The following is a 21,056-nucleotide window of genomic DNA, read 5'->3' as shown; positions in this document are numbered from 1 at the left end:
CTACTCCCCCTTCTCGCCTGAGAGCAGTAGATACAGGGCGGCCATTCTCACCGAAACTCCATTCGCAACCTGCTCGAGCACGCTCGACTGCGGGGAGTCTGCTGCTCGGGAGGAGATCTCGAGGCCGCGATTCATCGGGCCAGGGTGCATCACAATGCTAGCCGTCCCGAGCCGGGCGAATCGCTCGTCGTCGAGGCCCCACGCCCGGGAATACTCCCGGCTGTTGGGGAAGAACGCCGCCTGCATGCGTTCGAGCTGGATACGCAGCATCATGATGGCGTCCGGCCGGGCGTCGATCGCGTCGTCGAGGTCGTACCCGACGGTGACAGGCCAGTTGCCGAGGTCGACGGGCAGCAGGGTCGGCGGCGCGATCAGCGTCACCTCGGCGCCGAGGGTCGAGAGCAGCCAGACGTTGGACCGCGCGACCCGGGAGTGCAGGATGTCGCCCACGATGGTCACCCTGACTCCGTCGAGGCCGCGGCCGCGTGATGCGGCACCGTGGATGCGGCGGCGCAGGGTGAACGCGTCGAGCAGCGCCTGCGTCGGGTGCTCGTGCGTTCCATCGCCGGCGTTCAGCACACCGGCGTCGATCCAGCCGCTCTGCGCGAGCACCAGGGGCGCACCTGATGAGCCGTGCCTGATGACGACGGCATCGGCGCCGATCGCGGCCAGGGTCTGCGCCGTGTCCTTCAGGCTCTCGCCCTTGGAGACGCTCGAGCCCTTCGCGCTGAAGGAGATGACGTCGGCGCTCAGGCGCTTGGCCGCGGCCTCGAAGGACACCTTGGTGCGGGTCGAGTCCTCGAAGAACAGGTTGACCACGGTGCGGCCGCGCAGCGTCGGGAGCTTCTTGACCTCGCGCAGCTGCACGTCGGCCATGTCCTCGGCGATGTCGAGCAGCTCGACGGCCTCGTCGCGGCTGAGGTCTCGGGTGGAGAGCAGGTGCCTCATTCCTCGCCTCCCTCGATCGAGACGAACTCGGCGCCGTCGATCTCGCCCAGGTGCACATTGATGCGTTCGGACGTGGCGCTCGGCAGGTTCTTGCCGACGAAGTCCGCCCGGATCGGGAAGTCGCGGTGGCCGCGGTCGACGAGAACGGCCAGCCGAACCGCCCTGGCCCGGCCCAGATCGTTGAGCGCGTCGAATGCGGCGCGGATGGTGCGCCCGGAGAACAGCACGTCGTCGACGAGCACCACGGTCCTGCCGTCGATGCTCATGGGCACGTCCGTCGGCGACGGGGTGCGCGTCCGTGTGCGGGAGAGGTCGTCGCGGTACATCGTGACGTCGAGTGACCCGGCGAGCTGCGTCGGGGCATCCGGTTCGATGCGCTGGATGATCTCGGCGATGCGGGCGGCCAGAACAGTGCCACGCGTGGGAATGCCGAGGATGACGAGATCCTGCGCTCCACGATTGGATTCGAGGATCTCGTGCGAGATGCGGGTGAGCGCCCGCGAAATGTCAGAGTGATTCAGCACTGTGCGCGCCATCAGACCGACTCCCTTCTCCGTCTCACAGGACGGCTTTAAAGGTTGCCAACCTGTCCAGCATAGCGAACGCCGGCTGCACCTCCGCCCGCCGGAGCCTTACGCCGGCGACGCCCTCTGTGCTTGCATGGGCCATGGCCGATGTGATGATCGCCGTGATGCCCTTCGTCGGGCATGTCGCTCCTCTCGCCGCCGTCGTGTCCGCATTCCTCGCCGACGGCCACACCGTGCGCGTCTACACGGGCTCCGCCCATGCCCCGGTCTTCGCCCGGCTCGGAGCCGACATCGTTCCCTGGAGTGCCGCCCCCGACTTCGATGAGCACGATCTCGCCAGGACGTTCCCCGAGCTGCGCGGCCGCAAGGGCGCGCGCCAACTGCTCGCGAACGTGGAGCACATCTTCATTCGCACGGCGGCGGCCCAGAGCGACGATCTCGTCGCTGCCTGGCACGACCGTCACTGGGACGTGATCGTCGCAGACAACCTCAGCCTCGGCGCCGGGCTGACCTCGGAGCGCACGGCATCGGCGTGGGCGACCGTTGCCATAGTGCCGCTCGCCATCCCCAGTCGGGAACTGCCGCCTCCGTCGCTGGGCATCCCGCCGGCGCGTGGACCGGCCGGTCGACTGCGGGATGCCGCCCTCCGCCGCCTGCTGCCTCTCGCTACCGGCGGCATGCGCTCGGCCTACCGCCGGCAGCGGGAGCTCTGCGGCCTGCCCGAGGCCGAGCGCGGTTTCGACGACGCCTGGTACTCGCCCGAGCTGGTCTGCGCCAGCGGAGTGCCGGAGCTCGAGTATCCGCGCGACGACCTGCCGGAGCAGGTGGTCTTCGTCGGAGCGCTCGCGACCCCGCCACGGGCGGCCGGGACGCTGCCTGCGTGGTGGTCGGATGTCATCGAGCCTGCTGCATCCGTGGTGCACGTGACGCAGGGGACCCTGAATGTCGATCCGCACGACCTCATCGAACCCGCCATGAGCGCCCTCGGGCGACAGGATGTGACGGTGGTCGTGACGACCGGACTGGAGGATGCGCCCGAGCTGCCGTTCCCGGTCCCGCCCAACGCGCGGGTGGCCGGGTTCCTCCCCTACGACCGGTTGCTCCCCCACGTCGACGTGATGATCACGAATGGCGGATGGGGTGGCGTTCTGGCCGGCCTCGCCCACGGCATCCCCCTCGTGATCGCCGGTGGCGACCTCGACAAGCCGGAGATCGCGGCTCGCGTGGCCTGGGCGGGGGCCGGGGTGAATCTCCGTACGGGGACGCCGTCTGCACGCACGGTGCTCGAGGGCTGGCGGCGCGTCGCGACGACCGGGTCGTACCGGGAGAACGCTCGACGCATCGCGGCGAGCCTCGCCGGCCATGACGGGCCGGCCGAGGTGGTCGCCCACACTCTCGAGCTGCTGGCGACGCGCTCCAGAACAGGCCGGAACGACGAGAAGCCGTGAGAACAGGGCCGTCTGGCCTGTTCCCACGGCTTCGGCCTGTTCTGGCGCCGGTACAGGCGCGTCAGGCGACGTCGGGCGGACGCTCTACGACTTGACCTGGGAGATCTTCGCCAGCAGGCCGTTCACGAAGCCGGCGGAGTCGTCCGTGGAGAGCACCGTTGCGGCCTCGACCGCCTCGGAGATCGCGACGCCGTCGGGAACCTCGTCGTTGAAGACGATCTCCCAGATGCCGATGCGGATGAGCGCGCGGTCGATGGCCGGCATCCGCTTCAGGGTCCAGCCCTGGGCGTAGGTCTCGATGAGCTCATCGATCTCGGCCTGGTTGTCGACGACGCCGTCGACGATCTCACGCGCGTAGAGCCAGCTCGCCTCGCGCGCGGGCTCACTGGCCGCGCGCTCCGCCTCGACCGCGAGGGCCTGGGGAACGCTGATCTGGCGCATGTCCGCCGAGTACAGGATGTCGAGAGCGCGCTTGCGCGCCTTGGTGCGCGCGCTCACTAGTCGTTGACGCGACCGAGGTAGTCGCCCGTGCGGGTGTCGACCTTGACCTTGGTGCCGGTCTCGAGGAACAGCGGCACCTGGATCTCGTAGCCGGTCTCGACTGTCGCGGGCTTCGTGCCACCGGTCGAGCGGTCGCCCTGCAGGCCGGGCTCCGTGTAGGTGATCTCGAGGACGACGGATGCCGGGAGCTCGACGTAGAGCGGGTTGCCGTTGTTCAGCGCGACCGTAACGGCCTGGTTCTCGAGCATGAAGTTCTTCGCATCGCCGACGACGGTGTCGGTGACGGTGATCTGGTCGTAGTCGGCGGTGTCCATGAAGACGAAGCCGTCGCCGTCCGCGTACAGGTAGGTGAAGTCGCGGCGGTCGACGTTCTCGATCTCGATCTTCGCACCGGCGTTGTAGGTGCGGTCGACGACCTTGCCGGTGACGACGTTCTTCAGCTTGGTGCGCACGAACGCACCGCCCTTGCCTGGCTTCACGTGCTGGAACTCGATCACGCTCCAGAGCTGCCCGTCGATCGAGAGGACGACGCCGTTCTTGATGTCAGCGGTAGATGCCATGCGAAGGTGATCCGTTTCAGTTGGGGAAGTTGCGCGGCCGAAGGCGCGTAACGCGCGGGGCCATCAGAGAAGTTTAGACTCTCAGGCCCGCGATCGGAGAATCTGGTCGACGGCCAGCCTGTACGAGTCGAAGCCGAACCCCGCGATGACGCCCGATGCGACGCCGCTGATCACGCTGGTGTGCCGGAAGACCTCCCGCGTGTGCGGATTGGTGATGTGCACCTCGATGAGCGGAAGCCCGGCGCTCGTGACGAGTGCTGCCGCGTCGCGCAGGGCGTAGCTGTAGTGGGTGAACGCCGCCGGATTCAGCACCACCGGAGAGCCTGCGTCGACCGCGTCGTGCAGCCAGCGCACCAGCTCGGCCTCGTCATCGGTCTGACGCAGGTCGAGCGTCGCATCGCCTGCGGCATCCGTCACCTGATCCGTGAGTGCGCTGCGCAGGTCGTCGAGGTCGGCCGAGCCGTAGACCTCGGGCTCCCGGGAACCGAGTCGACCGAGGTTGGGGCCGTTGAGCACGAGGATGGCGGTCATGAGGTCTGAGCCTAGCTGCCGATCTCCTGGTAGGCCGCGAAGAGCAGGGAGGTCTCGGGGGCGGTGAGCACGCTCGGCCTGGCGAGGTCGTCGAGCACGATGAAGCGCAGCATTCCGGCTCGCGCCTTCTTGTCGCGCTGCATGGTCGCGAGCAGGGTGCTCCAGCGGCCGACGGGGTAGCTGATGGGCAGGCTCAGGGAGTCCAGGATGCTGCGGTGCCTGTCGACGACGGCATCGGACAGCGAGCCCGTGAGGCGACCGAGCTCCGCGGCGAACACCATGCCGATCGAGACGGCGGCGCCGTGGCGCCACTGGTAGCGCTCGGCGTGCTCGATGGCGTGGCCGAGGGTGTGCCCGTAGTTGAGGATCTCGCGAAGTCCCTGCTCGGTGAAGTCCTCGCTCACGACGCGGGCCTTCATGGCGATGGCGAGTTCGACGACGCGGCGGAACTGCGGGGTCGACGGATCGGTGACCGCGTCGACATCGGCCTCGATGATGTCGAGGATCTCGGGCGAGTCGATGAAGCCGGCCTTCACGATCTCGGCGAACCCGGCGAGGATCTCGTTCTTCGGCAGGGTGTCGAGGGTGTCGAGGTCGCAGAACACCGCAGCCGGCGCATAGAAGGCGCCCACGAGGTTCTTGCCCTCTGCCGTGTTGATGCCCGTCTTGCCGCCGATGGCAGCGTCGACCATTCCTGCGACGGAGGTGGGCACCTGGATGAGCTTCACTCCCCGCAGCCAGGTGGCGGCCACGAAGCCTGCCAGATCGGTGACGGCGCCGCCGCCGAACCCGATGACGGCATCCGACCTGGTGAAGTCGGACTGGCCCATGACCTGCCAGCAGAATGCCGCGACCTCCACCCGCTTCGCCGTCTCGGCGTCCGGCACCTCGGCGAGCAGCACCTCGAAGCGGTCGTGCAGGCTCTCGCGCAGCTCGTTGGCCTTCGCGCCCAGCGTGGGGGCGTGCACGATGAGCACCTTGCGCACGTTCTGGCCCAGACGGTCGGCGAGCCCTGAGAGCACCCCTGTTCCCACGACGATGTCGTAGGGGTCTGCTCCGGTCACTGAGATGACGGTGTCGGTCACTTATCCCTCTTTCAGCCAGGTCACGATGTCGTCGGCGAGCTCGGTGAGCGAGCCCGTCGAGGTGTCGAAGGTCACGTCGGCCAGATCCTCGTAGATCGGACGGCGCTCCTCGAGGATGCGCTCCCACGCGACGATGCCGTCGTCGGCGACGAGGGGGCGCTTCCCGCCCTGGATGCGCTTGGCCACGGCCGCGCTCGTCACAGTGAGCAGCACCACGGTCGCGCCGCGGAGGTCCTCCTGCGTGCCGGGGTCGAGCACCGCTCCCCCGCCGAGCGAGATGACGGCGGACTCCCCGAGCGAGTCCGCGACGGCCTGGCGCTCCAGCTCGCGGAAGCGGGGTTCGCCATCGCGAGCGAAGATGTCGCTGATGGCACCGTGGCCGGCGACGACGACACTGTCGGTGTCGATGAACGGCACGCCGAGGGCTGCGGCCACCTTGCGCCCGATCCTCGACTTGCCGGAGCCCATGGGTCCGATGAAGACGACGGGCAGGCGCGACGCGAGCGTCATCGCCGCGAGGTCGTCAGGTTCGCCGGCATCGCGGCGAGGTAGGACTCGAGGTTGCGCCTGGTCTCGGGCAGCGAGTCGCCGCCGAACTTCTCCAGCACGGAGTTGGCCAGCACGAGCGCTACCATCGCCTCGGCGACGACGCCGGCGGCCGGAACCGCGCACACGTCCGAGCGCTGGTGGTGCGCGGCAGCGGCCTCGCCCGACGCCACGTCGACCGTGCGGAGGGCATGCGGCACGGTGGCGATCGGCTTCATGCCGGCTCGCACGCGCAGCACCGTTCCCGTCGACATGCCGCCCTCGGTTCCGCCGGCCCTGTCGCTCTCGCGGTCGATGGCGCCGTCGCTCATGACGAGTTCGTCGTGGGCCTCAGAGCCTCGACGGGTGGTGGTCAGGAATCCGTCGCCCACCTCGACGCCCTTGATGGCCTGGATGCCCATGAGCGCGGCGGCGAGCTGGGAGTCGAGACGGCGGTCCCAGTGCACGTAGGAGCCCAGACCGGGCGGAACACCGTAGGCGAGCACCTCGACGACACCGCCGAGGGTGTCGCCGTCCTTGTGGGCGGCGTCCACCTCGGCGACCATGAGCGCGCTGGTGGTGGCGTCGAAGCAGCGCAGAGGGTCGGCATCCAGAGCATCGACGTCCGTCGGATGCGGCAGGGCCGTGCCCTCGGGAACCCGCACGGGGCCGATCGCGATCGTGTGCGCGACGAGGGTGATGCCGAGTTCGGCGAGGAAGGAGCGGGCGACGGCTCCGAGGGCGACCCGGGCCGCCGTCTCCCTGGCGCTGGCGCGCTCGAGCACGGGGCGGGCCTCGTCGAAGCCGTATTTCTGCATGCCGACGAGGTCGGCGTGCCCCGGCCGCGGACGGGTGAGCGGGGCCCCACGGCCGCGACCGAGAGAAGCGGCGTCGATCGGCTCGGGGCTCATCACCTCGGACCACTTCGGCCACTCCGTGTTGCCGATGCGCAGCGCGATGGGGCTGCCGAGAGAGAGCCCGTGACGGATGCCGCCCGAGATCGTCAGCTCGTCCTGTTCGAACTTCATGCGGGCGCCGCGACCGTAGCCGAGCTTGCGGCGCGCGAGGTCGGCCCGCACGGTGTCGAGCGAGACGGGAACACCCGCGGGAAGACCTTCCAGCATGGCGATGAGTTCGGGGCCGTGAGACTCACCCGCAGTCAACCAACGAAGCATGGATCCATCCTTCCACAGGGCGACTCGGCGCCAGACCGTGTGACGTCGCCCCCGAGACGCCGGGTCAGGAGATCGCTGCCCGCATGGCGGCGAGCACGGCTTCCTCGTCCTGCAGCGGGATGAGCGGGTCGCCCGACACGAAGATGCGCACCTGCACGAGTGCCTGGTGGAGCAGCATCCCGAGCCCGGAGGCCACTCGCCCGCCGCGCTTCAGCCAGCTCATCGCCAGTGCGCTCGGCCAGGGGTCGTATGCCACGTCGAACAGCAGGGCGTCGCGCTGAAGGGCCAGCGGCAACCCGGAGTCGAGAACCGTTCCACCCGGCAACGTCGAGATGACGAGCTCGCCTCCGACTCCCTCGAGCTCGCCGAAGGTGCTCACGGAGTGGGTGAGGCCGAGGGAGGCGCTGAGTCCGTCGAGTTCGTGCCCGCGTTCCGGATTCCGGACGGCGAGGTGGACGTGCTCAGCGCCCAGATCGGCTGCGGCGACGATGGCGGATGCCGCGGTGGCTCCGGCTCCGAGGATGACGACGTGCCGAGCAGACTGCACGCCGGCCTCGACGATCGCCGCCACCAGACCTGCGACATCGGTGTTGAACCCGGTGGTTCGTCCATCGGCGCCGAACACCAGCGTGTTGACTGCACCGGTCTGCTCGGCGACGAGGTCGAGCTCGTCGGCCCGGGCGAAGGCCCGCGTCTTGAGCGGCATCGTGAGGGAGAAGCCCCGCCACGGCGCGGCCTCACCCTCCGACGGGCCACCGAATCGCCTCAGCACCCGAGCGTCGAGCAACTCGTCGAAGCCGCGCTCGTCGACCTCGTGGCGCTCGTACGTCCAGTCCAGGCCGAGAGCCGCGTACGCGGCGGCATGCAGTGCCGGCGACTTCGAGTGGGCGATCGGCGAACCGAGCACGGCGAGCCTGTCGCCGACCGGCGCCGCCGCGTCAGCCACCGTACTCCGGGTGCTCGTCCATCCACGCCAGCCACTTCGCGACGGCGGTATCGTGCTGCTCCGCCGTCTCCGAGAAGATGGTCTCCCCGGTGTCGAGGTTCCAGGTCACGAAGAACATCCAGGGTCCATCGGCCGGATGCAGCGCAGCATCGATGGCGAGATCGCCCGGGTTCGAGATGGGTCCGACCGGCAGCCCGTCGTGGACGTAGGTGTTGTAGAGGTTGCCCTCGTCCGCGCGCTCGGCGTCAGTGGTCGTGACCACGTGGGTGTTGCCCGTGCCGTAGGCGACGGTGGCGTCCGACTGCAGCTTCCAGTCCTGATCGAGCCTGTTGAGGAAGACCCTGGAGACCTTGTAGTAGTCGTCGCGCAGGCCGGCCTCCTTCTGCACCAGCGAGGCGAGGCGGATGGTGTCCCAGCGCTTGTCTGGTGCCACCCCGGCCTCATCCAGAGCCTGGAACGAGCGGTCGACCATGGTCGTCAGCACCTCGGGCGCGGTCACGCCGGGATCGAAGGTGTAGGTGGCCGGGAAGAGGAAGCCCTCAAGCGTCTTCGCCTCGGCCGGCAGGCCGAATGACGCGACGTCTTTGGCCGCCGCCTCGACGTCCTCGAGAGGAAGATCGGTGCCCTCGCTGATCAGCGAGTAGATGTCGACGGCTGCGGTTCCCTCGGGGACGACGACGGTGTTCTCGAGCCTGTTGGCCGGATCCTCCAGCGCCGAGAGGGCGGACGCGGCGCTCATCTTCTCGTGCATCGCGTAGGCACCGGGCTGGAAGACCGGCGCCGGACTCTGCTTGAGCAGGAGATCGTAGAAGGAGCCGAACGACGCCGTGATCCCCTCCGAGTGCAGGTTCTGGGCGATGTCGGACCCGATGTCGCCGTCCTTGATGACGAAGTTGACCTCGCCGGTTCCATCGCCCGAGTAGTCGGCCGGCGGTTGGGTCGATGCGATGAAGGCCTGGATGGGACCCTGCAGGGCGAACCAGCCGCCCACAGCGGCTCCGACGAGCACGAGCACGATCACGAGGCAGCCGATGGCGGCACCACGGCCGCGGCCGCTCTTCTCCCGCTCCGGATAGACGTCGGTGCGTTGCGAGCGTCGCTGCGATCGCGAGGTGCCGGCTGGCTGCAGGGCGACGGGTCCCGTGGTCTGCACGGGCGGAGTCTGCGGCGACTCCGGTGCAGCAGCGGATTCCGCCGCCTCCCTGGCCTCCCGCCGTGATCGAGGCTGGGGCAGGGGCTGCACGGCCGGGTCCTGCGCCACGGGATCCGGCGCGACGGGGTTGCCGCCTGCCGGTGTGCGTCCGGCGAGGAGGTCTTCCCAGTTCAGGCCGCCGTCGCTGGGGGCCGCTGGGTCCCGCGCGTCATCGCGCGGGCCACGATCTCCGTCCGGGGAGACGGGGGTGTCATTCGACAAGTCTTCAGGATCCTTCGACGGAGGTGACGACGGTGCCGGGAGGCTGACCGGTGCCGCGCTCGCTGTCGAGCGCATGTTGCACAATGATAACGGCGGCGACCTGGTCGATCACCGGACGCTGGGTCCGTGAGCCGCGACCCGACGATCGCAGGGCCGACTGCGCCGAGACCGTGCTGAGCCTCTCGTCGACCATGCGCACGGGCACGTCGACAGCTGCCTGCAGGGCTCGGGCGAAGCCGAGAGCGTCGGCGGTCGATGCCGTGTGGCCGCCGGACATCGCCAGAGGCAGCCCCACGATCACCTCGAAGGCGTCGAGCTCCTCGCGGAGCGCCACGAGCCGGGCGATGTCGGCTCCCCCGCCCACCGTGTCGCGTTGGACAGTCTCGACGGGGGTCGCCAGCATGCCGTGCAGGTCGGAGCGGGCGACGCCGATGCGCACCTTCCCCACATCGACGCCGAGCCGGACTCCTGTGCGCACCGACGCTACCTGATGGCCCGGACGGCGTCGCGGGCGGCGTCGAGCGCAGCCGGAACGGCCGAGACGTCGGTTCCGCCGCCCTGGGCGAGGTCGTCCTTGCCGCCTCCGCGACCGCCGAGAGCACCCGCCATGGCGCGCACGATGGCGCCGGCTCCGAGGCCGGCGTCCCGGGCTGCGGGGTTCGTCGCCACGATGACCGCAGGCTTCTCGTTCACCACGGCGGTCAGGGCGACGACGGATGCCGCGCTGCCCAGCCGCTCGCGAGCCGCTGTCACGAGCGCACGCAGGTCGTCGCTCGAGGCGAGATTCCCGACGTGCTCTGCGACCAGGGTCACGTCGCCGATGGTGGTGGCGTTCTGCACCAGGGCCGGAACCCTGTCGCTGAGGGCGCGCGCCTCGAATGCCGCGATCTTCTTCTCAGCGGCCTTGAGGTTGGCGAGCAGCTCGGCGATGCGCTCGGGGATCTTCTCGCGCGGAGTCTTCAGGTTGGTGGTGAGCTCCGAGACGATGGCCCGCTCGGCCGCCAGGTCCTTGAAGGCCTCGAGACCGACGAGGGATTCGACGCGACGGTTCGTCGACCCGACGCTCGACTCGCTCACGAGGTTGATCATGCCGATCTCGGAACTCGTCGAGACGTGGGTGCCGGCGCAGAGCTCGCGCGACCACGGCCCGCCGATGTCGACCATGCGCACGGTGTCGCCGTACTTCTCGCCGAACAGGGCCATCGCACCGAGGGCCTTGGCCTCGTCGACGCTCATCTCGCGGGTGGTCACCTCGAGGTTGTCGCGGATCGCGTTGTTCGAGATCTCCTCGATCTCGCTGCGGGTTTCAGCAGACAGCGCCTTGTTCCAGCCGAAGTCGAGGCGCAGGTAGCCGGCCTTGTTGAACGAGCCCGACTGATGCGCCGTGGGGCCGAGCACCTGACGCAGCGCCGCATGGATGATGTGGGTTCCAGAGTGAGCCTGGCGGGCGCCGCGGCGGTAGTCGTCGTCGACGACGCTCGTGGCGACGGCGTCGACCCCCACCTCTCCGACGCTGACGCGCACCGTGTGGCTGATGAGGCCCTTCACGGGCTTCTGCACGTCGAGCACCTCGAGTTCGAAGCCTGCGCCGACGATGAGTCCGGCATCCGCCGCCTGCCCGCCGGATTCGGCGTAGAGCGACGTCTCGGCGAGGATGACCTCTGCGGTCTGCCCCTCCGTCGCCTTCGTCACCGATTCGCCGTCGACGATGATGCCGAGCACGCGCGACTGCGTCTGCAGTTCGGTGTAGCCGGTGAACACGGTCTCACCCAGCGCGCGGAACGGGCTGTAGACGGTGAGGTCGGCGAGCACTGACTTCTTCGAGCGCGCATCGGCCTTCGCCCTGGTGCGCTGCGCGAGCATGAGCTCGTCGAAGGCCGTGCGGTCGACGGAGAGTCCGGCCTCGTCGGCCATCTCGAGGGTGAGCTCGATGGGGAAGCCGTAGGTGTCGTGCAGCAGGAACGCCGTGTCGCCGGGAAGGGCTGCTGCCTTCTCGGTCTTCGTCTTCGCAACAGCCAGGTCGAGGATGCTGGTTCCGGCGGTGAGCGTGCGGAGGAAGGTCTCCTCCTCGGCGTTCGCGAGCTGGGCGATGCGCGAGAAGTCGGTCTCGACCTCGGGATAGGCGGCCTTCATGGCGTCGCGCGACGCCGGGAACAGCTCGCCGAATGTCGCTGTGTCGACTCCGAGCAGGCGCATCGCCCGCACCGTGCGGCGCATGAGGCGGCGCAGGATGTAGCCCCGGCCCTCGTTCGACGGAGCGACGCCGTCGCTCATGAGCATGAGCGACGAGCGCACGTGGTCGGCGATGACCCGCATCCGCACGTCGTCCTCGTGGTCGGCGCCGTAGCGACGACCCGAGAGCGCCGCTGCGCGATCGAGAACCGGGCGCACCTGGTCGATCTCGTACATGTTGTCGACGCCCTGCTTGATGAAGGCGACGCGCTCCAGGCCCATACCGGTGTCGATGTTCTTCTTCGGCAGCTCGCCGACGATGCGGAAATCGTACTTCGAGCGCACGTCGTCGATGAGGTACTGCATGAAGACGAGGTTCCAGATCTCTACGTACCTGTCGTCGTCCGTCGCCGGTCCGCCGTCGATGCCGTAGGCGGGGCCGCGATCGAAGAAGATCTCCGAGCAGGGTCCAGCCGGTCCGGGCACACCGGTCGACCAGTAGTTGGTGTCCTTGTCCAGACGCTGGATGCGCTCGTCGGGCAGGCCGGCGACCCGCTTCCAGATCGAGATGGCCTCGTCGTCGTCCTTGTAGACGGTGACCCACAGGTCCTTCGGATCGAAGCCGTACCCGCCATCGGCCTCGGAGGAGGTCAGCAGCTCCCACGCGTACGTGATGGCGCCTTCCTTGAAGTAGTCGCCGAACGAGAAGTTGCCGTTCATCTGGAAGAAGGTGCCGTGACGCGGCGTGCGGCCGACCTCCTCGATGTCGCTCGTGCGGATGCACTTCTGCACGCTGGTGGCCCGCGGATACGGCGAAGGCACGACCCCGGTGAGGTACGGAACGAAGGGCACCATGCCCGCGACCGTGAACATGAGGGTGGGGTCGTCGCTGACGAGCGACGCTGATGGCACGACGGTGTGGCCGCGCTCAGCGAAGAACTCGAGCCAGCGCCGGCGGATGTCTGCAGTCTGCATGGGTTCCGTACTCGGTGGGAGCGCCCGCGGGCGCGATCAGATGGACAGTGGTCGAAGCCGACCGGATGCTGCGCGCGAGATCAGTCGGCGTCGATGGCTTCGCGCAGCTCGGCCTCACGACGGCGGTAGCCCTCGCTCACGGCCTCGCCGAACTCGCGGGCCCTGGCGTCGATGGTCGAGAAGAACTGCTTCCCCTCCTGGGTCTTGTTGACCTGGTGGGCGACGGCGAATCCGGCCGCGATGCCTACGATCAGCCACAACACATTCTTCATATTCGAACCGCTCCTCGTGCTCTCGTGGTGCTTGTCAACAGTACTTCGTCAGCGCTTCCCCGTGGAGCGCTCGGCCCCGCGGGCGAAGCGGAAGGCGGCCACGACGGCCGCCGAGAAACCGGCGAGCTTGATCAGGGGTCCGCCGACAGTCGCGGCGAACAGGGCGACGAGTGCCGAGACGTTGCCCGTCACATCGGCGACGTCCTTCGTGATGGTGTCGACCCTGACCAGCTGCGTGTTCGTCGAGCGGACGGTCTCGGTGACCTCGCCGACCAGCGGGGTGAGGCTGGAGTTCGCGTCGACGATGGCGTCGCGGATGGCGTCGAGCACGCCGCCGAACTTGATGAGGAGGATGCCGATGAGAACGACCAGGACGGCGAACAGTCCTGTCGCCACCAGTCCGACGATGTCTCCAGCTGACACGGTGCTCTCCATTCCCGAACCGGCATGCGTCCAGAGCCTGAACGACGAAGGGCGGACCATCCGAAGATGATCCGCCCTCCAGCGTACTGATGATCAGCGAGCTGCGTAGTACTCCACGACGAGCTGCACTTCACAGGTCACGGGGACCTCGGCGCGCTTCGGGCGGCGGACCAGCGTGGCCTGCAGCTTGTCGAGCTCGACCTCGAGGTACGCGGGCACCTTCGGGAGCACGTCGACGTGACCGCCGGCTGCTGCGACCTGGAAGGGCTCGGTGCCTTCGGAGCGGGCCTTGACGTGGATGAGCTGACCCGGCTTCACGCGGAAGGAGGGGCGGTCCACGATCTTGCCGTCGACGAGGATGTGACGGTGCACGACCATCTGACGGGCCTGAGCGCTGGTGCGGGCGAAGCCGGCACGGAGCACGAGGGCGTCCAGACGCATCTCGAGGAGCTCGACCAGGTTCTCACCGGTCAGGCCCTGGGCCTTGCGGGCCTCCTGGAAGGCGATCTTGAGCTGTGCCTCGCGGATGTTGTACTGGGCGCGAAGACGCTGCTTCTCGCGCAGACGGACCGCGTAGTCCGAGTCGGCCTTGCGCTTGGTGCGGCCGTGCTCGCCCGGAGCGTAGGGACGCTTCTCGAGGTACTTGGCAGCCTTGGGGGTGAGTGCGATTCCGAGCGCACGCGACAGGCGCGTCTTGCTACGGGTACGTGACTTGGTAGACACGGTTTCCTTTCGATGAAGAAGATCTCAAACAGTCGTTACCGAACGCACGGGAGTGCTCGGTGAAGTCAGAGGGATCGGCTGCGGGAGAAGACCGGCTACAGGTCGTGTTCCCTCGGGCTCCGGGTTCCTCGCAGCCGCGCTTGGAAATCCGGGCCTTTGGCCTCCGAAAGCTTAGCACAGCGACTGCATGACGCTGAGCGTCGGACGGAGGTCGTGATCGCTTCTACTTGCCTCGGATGATCCGCAGCAGCTTGGCCAGTCGCGCGCCGACCTCGCGCTCGTTCCCGTGCTCCGTCGGCACGTAGTAGCGCGTGCCCTTCAGCTCGTTCGGCAGGTACTGCTGCTCGACGACCCCGATGGCGTCATCGTGAGGATACTTGTAGCCCTTGCCGTGGCCCAGCCGCTTGGCTCCGGCGTAGTGGGCATCGCGGAGCGGCTTCGGCACCCGACCGATCTTTCCCGCCTTCACATCGGCGATGGCGGCGTTGATGCCGTTGTACGCCGCGTTCGACTTCGGCGCCGTCGCCAGGTGCACGACCGCCTGCGCGAGCGGGATACGACCCTCGGGCATGCCGATGTACTGCACCGCGTCCGCGGCGGCGATCGCCACGACCAGCGCCTGCGGATCGGCCATTCCGATGTCCTCCGACGCCGACACGATGATGCGGCGCGCGATGAACCGCGGATCCTCCCCGGCCTCGATCATGCGGGCGAGGTAGTGCAGGGCGGCGTCGACGTCGGACCCGCGCACCGACTTGATGAATGCGCTGATCACGTCGTAGTGCTCGTCGCCGTTCCGGTCGTACCGCAGCAGCGCCCTGTCGACGGCCAGCGCCACCAGCTCAGCCGTGATCACGGGCTTCCTCGCCGTCTTCTTCGCCGCACCGGACGGGCCCGACGGAGCGGATCCGGCCGAGACCGACGCCGCCTCGAGGGCCGTCAGCGCCCGCCGGGCGTCCCCGGATGCCAGCCTGATGATGGACGAGCGCGCCTCGTCGTCGAGGGTGAACCTGCCGTCGAGACCGCGCGGGTCAGACACGGCGCGGTCGACGAGCACGCCGAGGTCCTCATCGCTCAGCGTCTCGAGGGTGAGCAGGAGCGAGCGGGACAGCAGAGGAGAGATGACCGAGAACGACGGATTCTCGGTCGTCGCGGCCACGAGGATGACCCAGCCGTTCTCGACGCCGGGAAGGAGGGCGTCCTGCTGGGCCTTGGTGAACCTGTGGATCTCATCGAGGAACAGCACCGTGGCGATGCCGTAGAGGTCGCGAGTCGACATCGCCTCGTCCATGACCTGGCGCACGTCGCGCACGCCGGCGGAGACCGCTGACAGCTCGACGAACCGCCGGCCGGAGCTGTGCGCGATGGCTTGGGCCAGGGTCGTCTTGCCCGTTCCCGGAGGACCCCAGAGGATGATCGAGACGCTGCCGCGCTCCCCCGTCTTGTCACTCGCGAGTGCGACGAGCGGCGAACCGGGTGTGAGCAGGTGACGTTGTCCGGCCACCTCCTCGATGCTCCGGGGTCGCATGCGCACAGCGAGCGGCGTCGCGCCGCCGCGCAACCCGAGGCCGGCATCCGTCATCCCCTCAGCGTAATCGGCCCTGATGACACTGGTCGGCACGTCGGTTTTTCGACTGATGGGCGGCTCCCGTAGAGTTCAGCGGAGTTCGCCTATCTCGAGGAGCACCGTGGCATCGAACAACCGTCCGGACCGTGAGACCCGCGAGGCCCGTCAGCGCCTTCGTGCCTACCAGGCCCGGCAGAAGGTTCACCAGCACAAGGTCAGCCGGCGACGCCGCGACAACATCATCGCGAGCATCGTCGTCGTCGCCGTCGCGGTCATCGCCATCGGCGCCCAGCTCGCCTACTTCAACGGCGGTCCAGGCACGCCATCTCCCGAGCCGTCGGCCAGCGCCACCCCCACCCCGACCGCGACCGCAGCGGCGGGCGAGAACTCCGGCGATGTGCCGCCGGTGTCGGTCGCAGAGGACCGCAGTTGGACCGGCTCGATGAAGCTCAACGACGTCGCCCTCGACTTCACCCTCGACGGCGCAGCGGCACCGCAGGCCGTCGCATCGACGGTCAGCCTGATCCAGAACGGCTTCTACGACGGCGTGACCTGCCACCGGCTGACCACGGGCGATGGCTTCGAGGTCCTGCAGTGCGGTGACCCGGAGGGCACCGGTGCAGGAGGCCCGGGCTACAGCTACGGACCGATCGAGAACGCACCGGCCGATGGCGTGTACCCGGCCGGAACCATCGCCATGGCGCGCCAGGGCGGCAACGCCTACAGCATGGGCAGCCAGTTCTTCATCGTCTACGGCGACACCACGATCCCGGCGGATGCCGCAGGCGGTTACTCGGTCATCGGCACCGTCACCGGAGGACTCGACGAGCTGATCTCCCAGATCACCTCGAAGGGCGTCGAGGGCGGTGGCGGCGACGGCAAGCCGGCGGTTCCCGTGACGATGTCCGATCTGTCCGTCCAGTAGCGAGCGAGGGCGGTGAACCCGCCGCATCCGATACCCGTGGCCCGGGGCGTGGAATAGGCTTATGCCGCTGTGGCCGAATGTCTTTCGGCCGATCGAACGCGCGGCATCCGCGGGACCAGCCCGTCGCCTGCGCATCATGAACAAGGTGGAACTCGTGGTAACTGAGAAAGAGCACCCCTGGGGTCGCGTCGACGAGACGGGCACGGTCTTCGTGCGCGAAGCCGACGGCGAACGCGAAGTGGGTCAGTTCCCCGACGGAACACCTGAAGAGGCCCTCGGCTACTTCGAGCGCAAGTACACCGACCTCGCCGGACAGGTCACCCTGCTCGAGCAGCGCGCCAAGCGCGGCGGCCCGGCCGTCGACATCTCGAAGGCCGTCGCCTCTCTGAGCTCGACCATCTCGACGGCCAACGCCGTCGGCGACCTGGCCTCGCTCACGCGCCGTCTCGACGCCCTCGGAGGTACGGTCTCCGAGCTGACCGAGGCCCAGAGCGCCGAGGAGAAGGCTGCGTCCGAAGCCGCCGTCGTCGAGCGCACCGCCATCGTCGAGGCCGCTGAAGCCCTCGCAGCGGCCGACCCTGCCAAGACGCAGTGGAAGCAGGCCACGGCCGAGCTCGACGCCCTCTTCGCCCGTTGGCAGACCCACCAGCAGGAGGGTCCGCGCATCCCGAAGGGCACCGCGAACGAGCTCTGGAAGCGGTTCCGGGCGGCTCGCACCATCATCGAGCAGCACCGCAAGGCCTTCTTCGCCGACCTCGACTCGGCTCACCGCGACGTGCGCAGCCGCAAGCAGGCTCTCATCGAGCAGGCCGAGGCGCTCGCGCCCAAGGGTGCCGACGGCATCCCGACCTACCGCAACCTCCTCGAGGACTGGAAGACCGCCGGTCGGGCCGGGAAGAAGCAGGACGACGCCCTGTGGGCGCGCTTCAAGGCAGCCGGCGACGTGCTCTACGGCGCCAAGGCCGAGGTCGACGCCCAGGAGAACGAGGAGTACTCGGGCAATCTCACGCTGAAGCTCGCACTGTTGGAGGAGGCGGAGCCGATCCTCACCGAGACCGACCGCACGAAGGCACGCACCGCCCTCACCTCCATCCAGCGCCGCTGGGACGAGATCGGCAAGGTGCCGCGCGACCAGGTCAAGGTGGTCGAGGAGCGCCTGCGCAAGGTGGAGGCCGCCGTGCGCAAGCTCGACGACGACCACTGGAAGCGCAACAACCCCGAGACCAAGGCCCGCACCGAGGGCCTCGCCGGACAACTGAACGACGCCATCGCCAAGCTGGAGGCCGACCTCGAGAAGGCGACGGCCTCGAAGGACGCGAAGGCCATCGCCGAGGCCACCGAGGCGCTGGAGACCCGCAAGGCCTGGCTCAAGGCCATCGGCCAGTAGTCCACAGCCCGCACTCCGACGGCCCCGGCGCACAGAATCGCGTCGGGGCCGTCTGCGTCCCACCCGGGCCTCCATGCTGGTCGGATGCCGCGACTTCCCGACGTTCTCTCTCCTGCCGACCTCCCCCTCGCCGAACTCCACGCCGCCAGGCTGACCGGCGAGCTCTACCCCATCGGCGGATGCTTCGCGCCGGTCGATCTGCCCGAGCTGCGCTCGGTGCGCGCCGAGGTGATCGCCCGACAGGCTCCTGCCCGCTTCATCGCCGACGGGCTCACGGCCGCGTGGGTCTGGGGTGCCGTGGCGACTCCCCCGCCTCGGCTGCAGTTCTGCATCGACATCCGTTACCGCCATCGCCAGACGACGACGCGTTTCGCGCTGCGAGAGGTCGTCATCGATGTCGGCGAGATCGCGGTCGTCGGCTCGGCTCTCGTCACCTCGCCGGCGCGGACCATGCTCGACATCGCGCGCGACGGAGCGCTCGACGACGAGGCAGCGATCGGCCACCTCGGCGCGCTGGCCGAGTGCACGCGCACGCCCCTTCAGGACGTTCTCGCCCGCGTCGTCGGCTCCGGGGCACGATCGCACATGCGACGTGCCCGCTCCCGGCTGGAGAGTGCAGCGTCAGCCGTCGCTGACGCGGTAGACGTCGTAGACGCCCTCGATGCGGCGCACGGCGTTCAACACCCTGTCGAGATGCGTCGTGTCGCCCATCTCGAAGACGAAGCGGCTGAGCGCCAGTCTGTCGCGTGAGGTCGAGACGTTCGCCGAGAGGATGTTCACGTGGTGCTCCGAGAGCACTCGGGTGACGTCGGAGAGCAGACCGGCGCGGTCGAGCGCCTCGATCTGGATCTGGACGAGGAACAGGCTCTTCGAGGTCGGAGCCCACTCCACCTCGATCATGCGCTCCGGCTCCTTCATGAGGCCGGCGACGTTGTGGCAGTCGGCCTGGTGCACCGACACTCCCTGGCCGCGGGTGATGAAGCCCACGATGGGGTCGCCGGGCACCGGTGTGCAGCACCGGGCCAGCTTGACCAGGATGTCGGGTGCGCCGCGCACCAGCACGCCGGAGTCGCTGTCGCGCAGCATCTGCGTGCGACCCTTCGCGGGCAGCGAGAAGTCGTTGGTCTCCACCTCGGTGTCGGCCTGCACGCTCGCGACGACCTTCTCGAGCACAGACTGGGTCGAGACGTGTCCCTCGCCGACGGCAGCGTAGAGAGCAGACACGTCCACGTACTTGAGCTGGGCGGCCACCTCGGCGAAGGAGTCCTGGCTCATCAGCTTCTGCAGGGGGAGGTTCTGCTTGCGCATCGCCCTGGCGATGGCATCGCGGCCCTGCTCGATGGCCTCGTCGCGGCGCTCCTTGGTGAACCACTGACGGATCTTGTTGCGTGCCCGCGCGCTCTTGACGAAGTTCAGCCAGTCCTGGCTGGGCCCGGAGTCGGGATTCTTCGAGGTGAAGACCTCGACGACGTCGCCGCTGGACAGCGTGGACTCGAGGGGAACGAGCCGGCCGTTGACCTTCGCCCCCATGGTGCGGTGGCCGACCTCGGTGTGCACGGCGTAGGCGAAGTCGACAGGGGTCGCATCCGCGGGCAGGCCGATCACCCGGCCCTTCGGCGTGAAGACGTAGACCTCCTTCGCACCGATCTCGTAGCGCAGCGAATCGAGGAACTCGCCGGGGTCGCTCGTCTCGGCCTGCCAGTCCGAGATGTGCGCGAGCCACGCCATGTCGTTCTCGCTCTGCGGGCCGGGCCCGTTCGACTTGCCGTTGACCTGTTCCTTGTACTTCCAGTGGGCGGCGACACCGAACTCGGCACGCTGGTGCATCTCGTGCGTGCGGATCTGGATCTCCACCGGCCGGCCGGCCGGCCCGAGCACCGTCGTGTGCAGCGACTGGTACAGGTTGAACTTCGGGGTGGCGATGTAGTCCTTGAAGCGTCCGGGCAGCGGCGTCCACCGGGCGTGGATGGACCCGAGCACGGCGTAGCAGTCGCGCACCGAGTTCACCAGCACCCTGATGCCCACGAGGTCGTAAATCTCGTCGAATTCGCGGCCTCGGACCACCATCTTCTGGTAGATCGAGTAGTACTGCTTCGGACGCCCGACGACGTTGCCGCGGATCTTGCCAGCCTTGAGGTCGCCGTTCACGGCGTCGATGACGTTCTGCACGAACTGCTCACGCTCGGGCGTGCGCTGGCGCACGAGCGACTCGATCTCGGCGTAGATCTTCGGGTACAGCACGGCGAAGGACAGGTCCTCCAGCTCCCACTTGATCGCCTGGATTCCGAGCCTGTGGGCGAGCGGCGCATAGATCTCGAGGGTCTCGGTCGCCTTGCGGGTCGCGGACTCGGCCGGCACGAATCCCCAGGTGCGGGCGTTGTGCAGCCGGTCGGCCAGCTTGATGATGAGCACGCGGATGTCCTTCGACATCGCCACGATCATCTTGCGGACGGTCTCGGCCTGGGTGGAGTCGCCGTACTTGACCTTGTCGAGCTTGGTGACGCCGTCGACGAGCATCGCGATCTCGTCGCCGAAGTCCGCCCGCACCTGGTCGAGGGTGTACTCGGTGTCCTCGACGGTGTCGTGCAGCAGGGCAGCCGCCACGGTCTTGGCGCCGATGCCGAGGTCGGCGAGGATCTGCGCGACGGCGACGGGGTGCGTGATGTACGGCTCGCCGCTGCGGCGCTTCTGGCCCGTGTGGGCCTTCTCGGCGACGGTGTAGGCGCGCTCGATGATCGAGAGGTCGGCCTTCGGATGATGCATCCGAACGGTGCGCATGAGAGTGTCCACGGCCCCGACGGGCTGGGCCTTCGAGAAGATGCGCGGCACAAGACGGCGCAGCGACGCCGTGGATGACGTGTTCGTATCCGTCATGGCGTCGTCTCCTGTCCGATGTTCAATTATCCGCGATGCCGGGACCCTGATGTGACCAGGGCCCCGGTGTTCGCGGGA

20 protein-coding genes are annotated in these 21,056 nt (G+C 68.5%); 3 read left to right on the top strand and 17 right to left on the bottom strand.

What is annotated here, in order from left to right; genetic code table 11:
- Together ASC59_RS02935 and pyrR are read right to left on the bottom strand one after the other, a co-directional pair.
- Window positions 1-948 (bottom strand): aspartate carbamoyltransferase catalytic subunit, encoded by a 948-nt coding sequence (locus ASC59_RS02935; RefSeq protein WP_055818186.1) that lies wholly within the window; start codon window positions 946-948, stop codon window positions 1-3.
- Complete coding sequence (gene pyrR / locus ASC59_RS02930; RefSeq protein ID WP_055818184.1) at window positions 945-1,487, bottom strand: bifunctional pyr operon transcriptional regulator/uracil phosphoribosyltransferase PyrR; 543 nt, start codon at window positions 1,485-1,487, stop codon at window positions 945-947. Before pyrR ends, ASC59_RS02935 begins: the two co-directional genes overlap by 4 nt.
- 128 nt (window positions 1,488-1,615) lie before the next feature.
- Between pyrR and ASC59_RS02925 the strand changes: the two genes are divergently transcribed.
- Window positions 1,616-2,923: a glycosyltransferase gene (locus tag ASC59_RS02925; protein ID WP_157487908.1), complete on the top strand. Its 1,308-nt coding sequence runs from the start codon at window positions 1,616-1,618 to the stop codon at window positions 2,921-2,923.
- A gap of 84 nt (window positions 2,924-3,007) precedes the next feature.
- Here the strand turns inward: ASC59_RS02925 and nusB are convergent, their stop codons facing one another.
- The 14 genes from nusB to ASC59_RS02855 all read right to left on the bottom strand — a co-directional run bounded on the left by nusB (window position 3,008) and on the right by ASC59_RS02855 (window position 15,807).
- Window positions 3,008-3,421: a transcription antitermination factor NusB gene (gene nusB / locus ASC59_RS02920; protein WP_055818180.1), complete on the bottom strand. Its 414-nt coding sequence runs from the start codon at window positions 3,419-3,421 to the stop codon at window positions 3,008-3,010.
- On the bottom strand, window positions 3,421-3,984 hold the full coding sequence (gene efp, locus ASC59_RS02915; protein ID WP_055818178.1) for an elongation factor P: 564 nt from the start codon (window positions 3,982-3,984) through the stop codon (window positions 3,421-3,423). Before efp ends, nusB begins: the two co-directional genes overlap by 1 nt.
- Window positions 3,985-4,065: 81 nt before the next feature.
- Window positions 4,066-4,515: a type II 3-dehydroquinate dehydratase gene (locus tag ASC59_RS02910; protein WP_055818177.1), complete on the bottom strand. Its 450-nt coding sequence runs from the start codon at window positions 4,513-4,515 to the stop codon at window positions 4,066-4,068.
- A gap of 11 nt (window positions 4,516-4,526) precedes the next feature.
- Entirely contained in the window at window positions 4,527-5,600 is a 1,074-nt protein-coding gene (aroB, locus tag ASC59_RS02905) for a 3-dehydroquinate synthase (protein ID WP_055818175.1), read from the bottom strand.
- A complete protein-coding gene (locus tag ASC59_RS02900) occupies window positions 5,601-6,110 on the bottom strand; it encodes a shikimate kinase (RefSeq protein ID WP_055818173.1) in 510 nt (169 codons plus the stop codon).
- Window positions 6,107-7,300 carry a chorismate synthase gene (aroC, locus tag ASC59_RS02895; protein WP_055818171.1) on the bottom strand — a complete coding sequence of 398 codons (1,194 nt, stop codon included), beginning with the start codon at window positions 7,298-7,300 and terminating at the stop codon, window positions 6,107-6,109. The genes ASC59_RS02900 and aroC overlap by 4 nt, the downstream gene beginning before the upstream one ends.
- Before the next feature lie 64 nt (window positions 7,301-7,364).
- The gene (locus tag ASC59_RS02890) at window positions 7,365-8,246 is read right to left on the bottom strand and encodes a shikimate dehydrogenase family protein (protein ID WP_055818169.1); all 882 of its coding nucleotides are present in this window, start codon (window positions 8,244-8,246) and stop codon (window positions 7,365-7,367) included.
- Window positions 8,239-9,660 carry an endolytic transglycosylase MltG gene (gene mltG / locus ASC59_RS02885; protein ID WP_235492556.1) on the bottom strand — a complete coding sequence of 474 codons (1,422 nt, stop codon included), beginning with the start codon at window positions 9,658-9,660 and terminating at the stop codon, window positions 8,239-8,241. The genes ASC59_RS02890 and mltG overlap by 8 nt, the downstream gene beginning before the upstream one ends.
- 4 nt (window positions 9,661-9,664) lie before the next feature.
- Window positions 9,665-10,138, bottom strand: coding sequence for a Holliday junction resolvase RuvX (gene ruvX / locus ASC59_RS02880; RefSeq protein ID WP_055818167.1), 474 nt, complete (start codon window positions 10,136-10,138; stop codon window positions 9,665-9,667).
- Between the two features lie 5 nt (window positions 10,139-10,143).
- Window positions 10,144-12,807, bottom strand: a complete 2,664-nt coding sequence (gene alaS / locus ASC59_RS02875) for an alanine--tRNA ligase (protein ID WP_055818165.1) — start codon at window positions 12,805-12,807, stop codon at window positions 10,144-10,146.
- Between the two features lie 80 nt (window positions 12,808-12,887).
- A complete protein-coding gene (locus ASC59_RS02870) occupies window positions 12,888-13,079 on the bottom strand; it encodes a hypothetical protein (protein ID WP_055818163.1) in 192 nt (63 codons plus the stop codon).
- Window positions 13,080-13,127: 48 nt separating this feature from the next.
- Window positions 13,128-13,502, bottom strand: a complete 375-nt coding sequence (locus ASC59_RS02865; protein WP_055822735.1) for a DUF948 domain-containing protein — start codon at window positions 13,500-13,502, stop codon at window positions 13,128-13,130.
- A 93-nt stretch (window positions 13,503-13,595) separates the two neighbouring features.
- Window positions 13,596-14,225, bottom strand: coding sequence for a 30S ribosomal protein S4 (gene rpsD, locus ASC59_RS02860; protein ID WP_055818161.1), 630 nt, complete (start codon window positions 14,223-14,225; stop codon window positions 13,596-13,598).
- Window positions 14,226-14,448: 223 nt separating this feature from the next.
- Window positions 14,449-15,807 (bottom strand): replication-associated recombination protein A, encoded by a 1,359-nt coding sequence (locus tag ASC59_RS02855; RefSeq protein WP_082513356.1) that lies wholly within the window; start codon window positions 15,805-15,807, stop codon window positions 14,449-14,451.
- Between the two features lie 106 nt (window positions 15,808-15,913).
- On the opposite strand from ASC59_RS02855, the gene ASC59_RS02850 reads away from it, so the two are divergent.
- Together ASC59_RS02850 and ASC59_RS02845 are read left to right on the top strand one after the other, a co-directional pair.
- Entirely contained in the window at window positions 15,914-16,717 is an 804-nt protein-coding gene (locus ASC59_RS02850) for a peptidylprolyl isomerase (RefSeq protein ID WP_055818159.1), read from the top strand.
- A 154-nt stretch (window positions 16,718-16,871) separates the two neighbouring features.
- Window positions 16,872-18,104 (top strand): DUF349 domain-containing protein, encoded by a 1,233-nt coding sequence (locus ASC59_RS02845; protein WP_442915072.1) that lies wholly within the window; start codon window positions 16,872-16,874, stop codon window positions 18,102-18,104.
- Window positions 18,105-18,725: 621 nt separating this feature from the next.
- Here the strand turns inward: ASC59_RS02845 and ASC59_RS02840 are convergent.
- Window positions 18,726-20,978 (bottom strand): RelA/SpoT family protein, encoded by a 2,253-nt coding sequence (locus tag ASC59_RS02840; RefSeq protein WP_055818157.1) that lies wholly within the window; start codon window positions 20,976-20,978, stop codon window positions 18,726-18,728.
- Window positions 20,979-21,056: the final 78 nt, after the last annotated feature.

Origin of the sequence: Leifsonia sp. Root1293, assembly GCF_001425325.1 — a bacterium.
Classification (GTDB): domain Bacteria; phylum Actinomycetota; class Actinomycetes; order Actinomycetales; family Microbacteriaceae; genus Orlajensenia.
The sequence above is the reverse complement of the archived record's forward strand: the minus strand, read 5'-3'. Positions and strand labels throughout refer to the sequence as shown.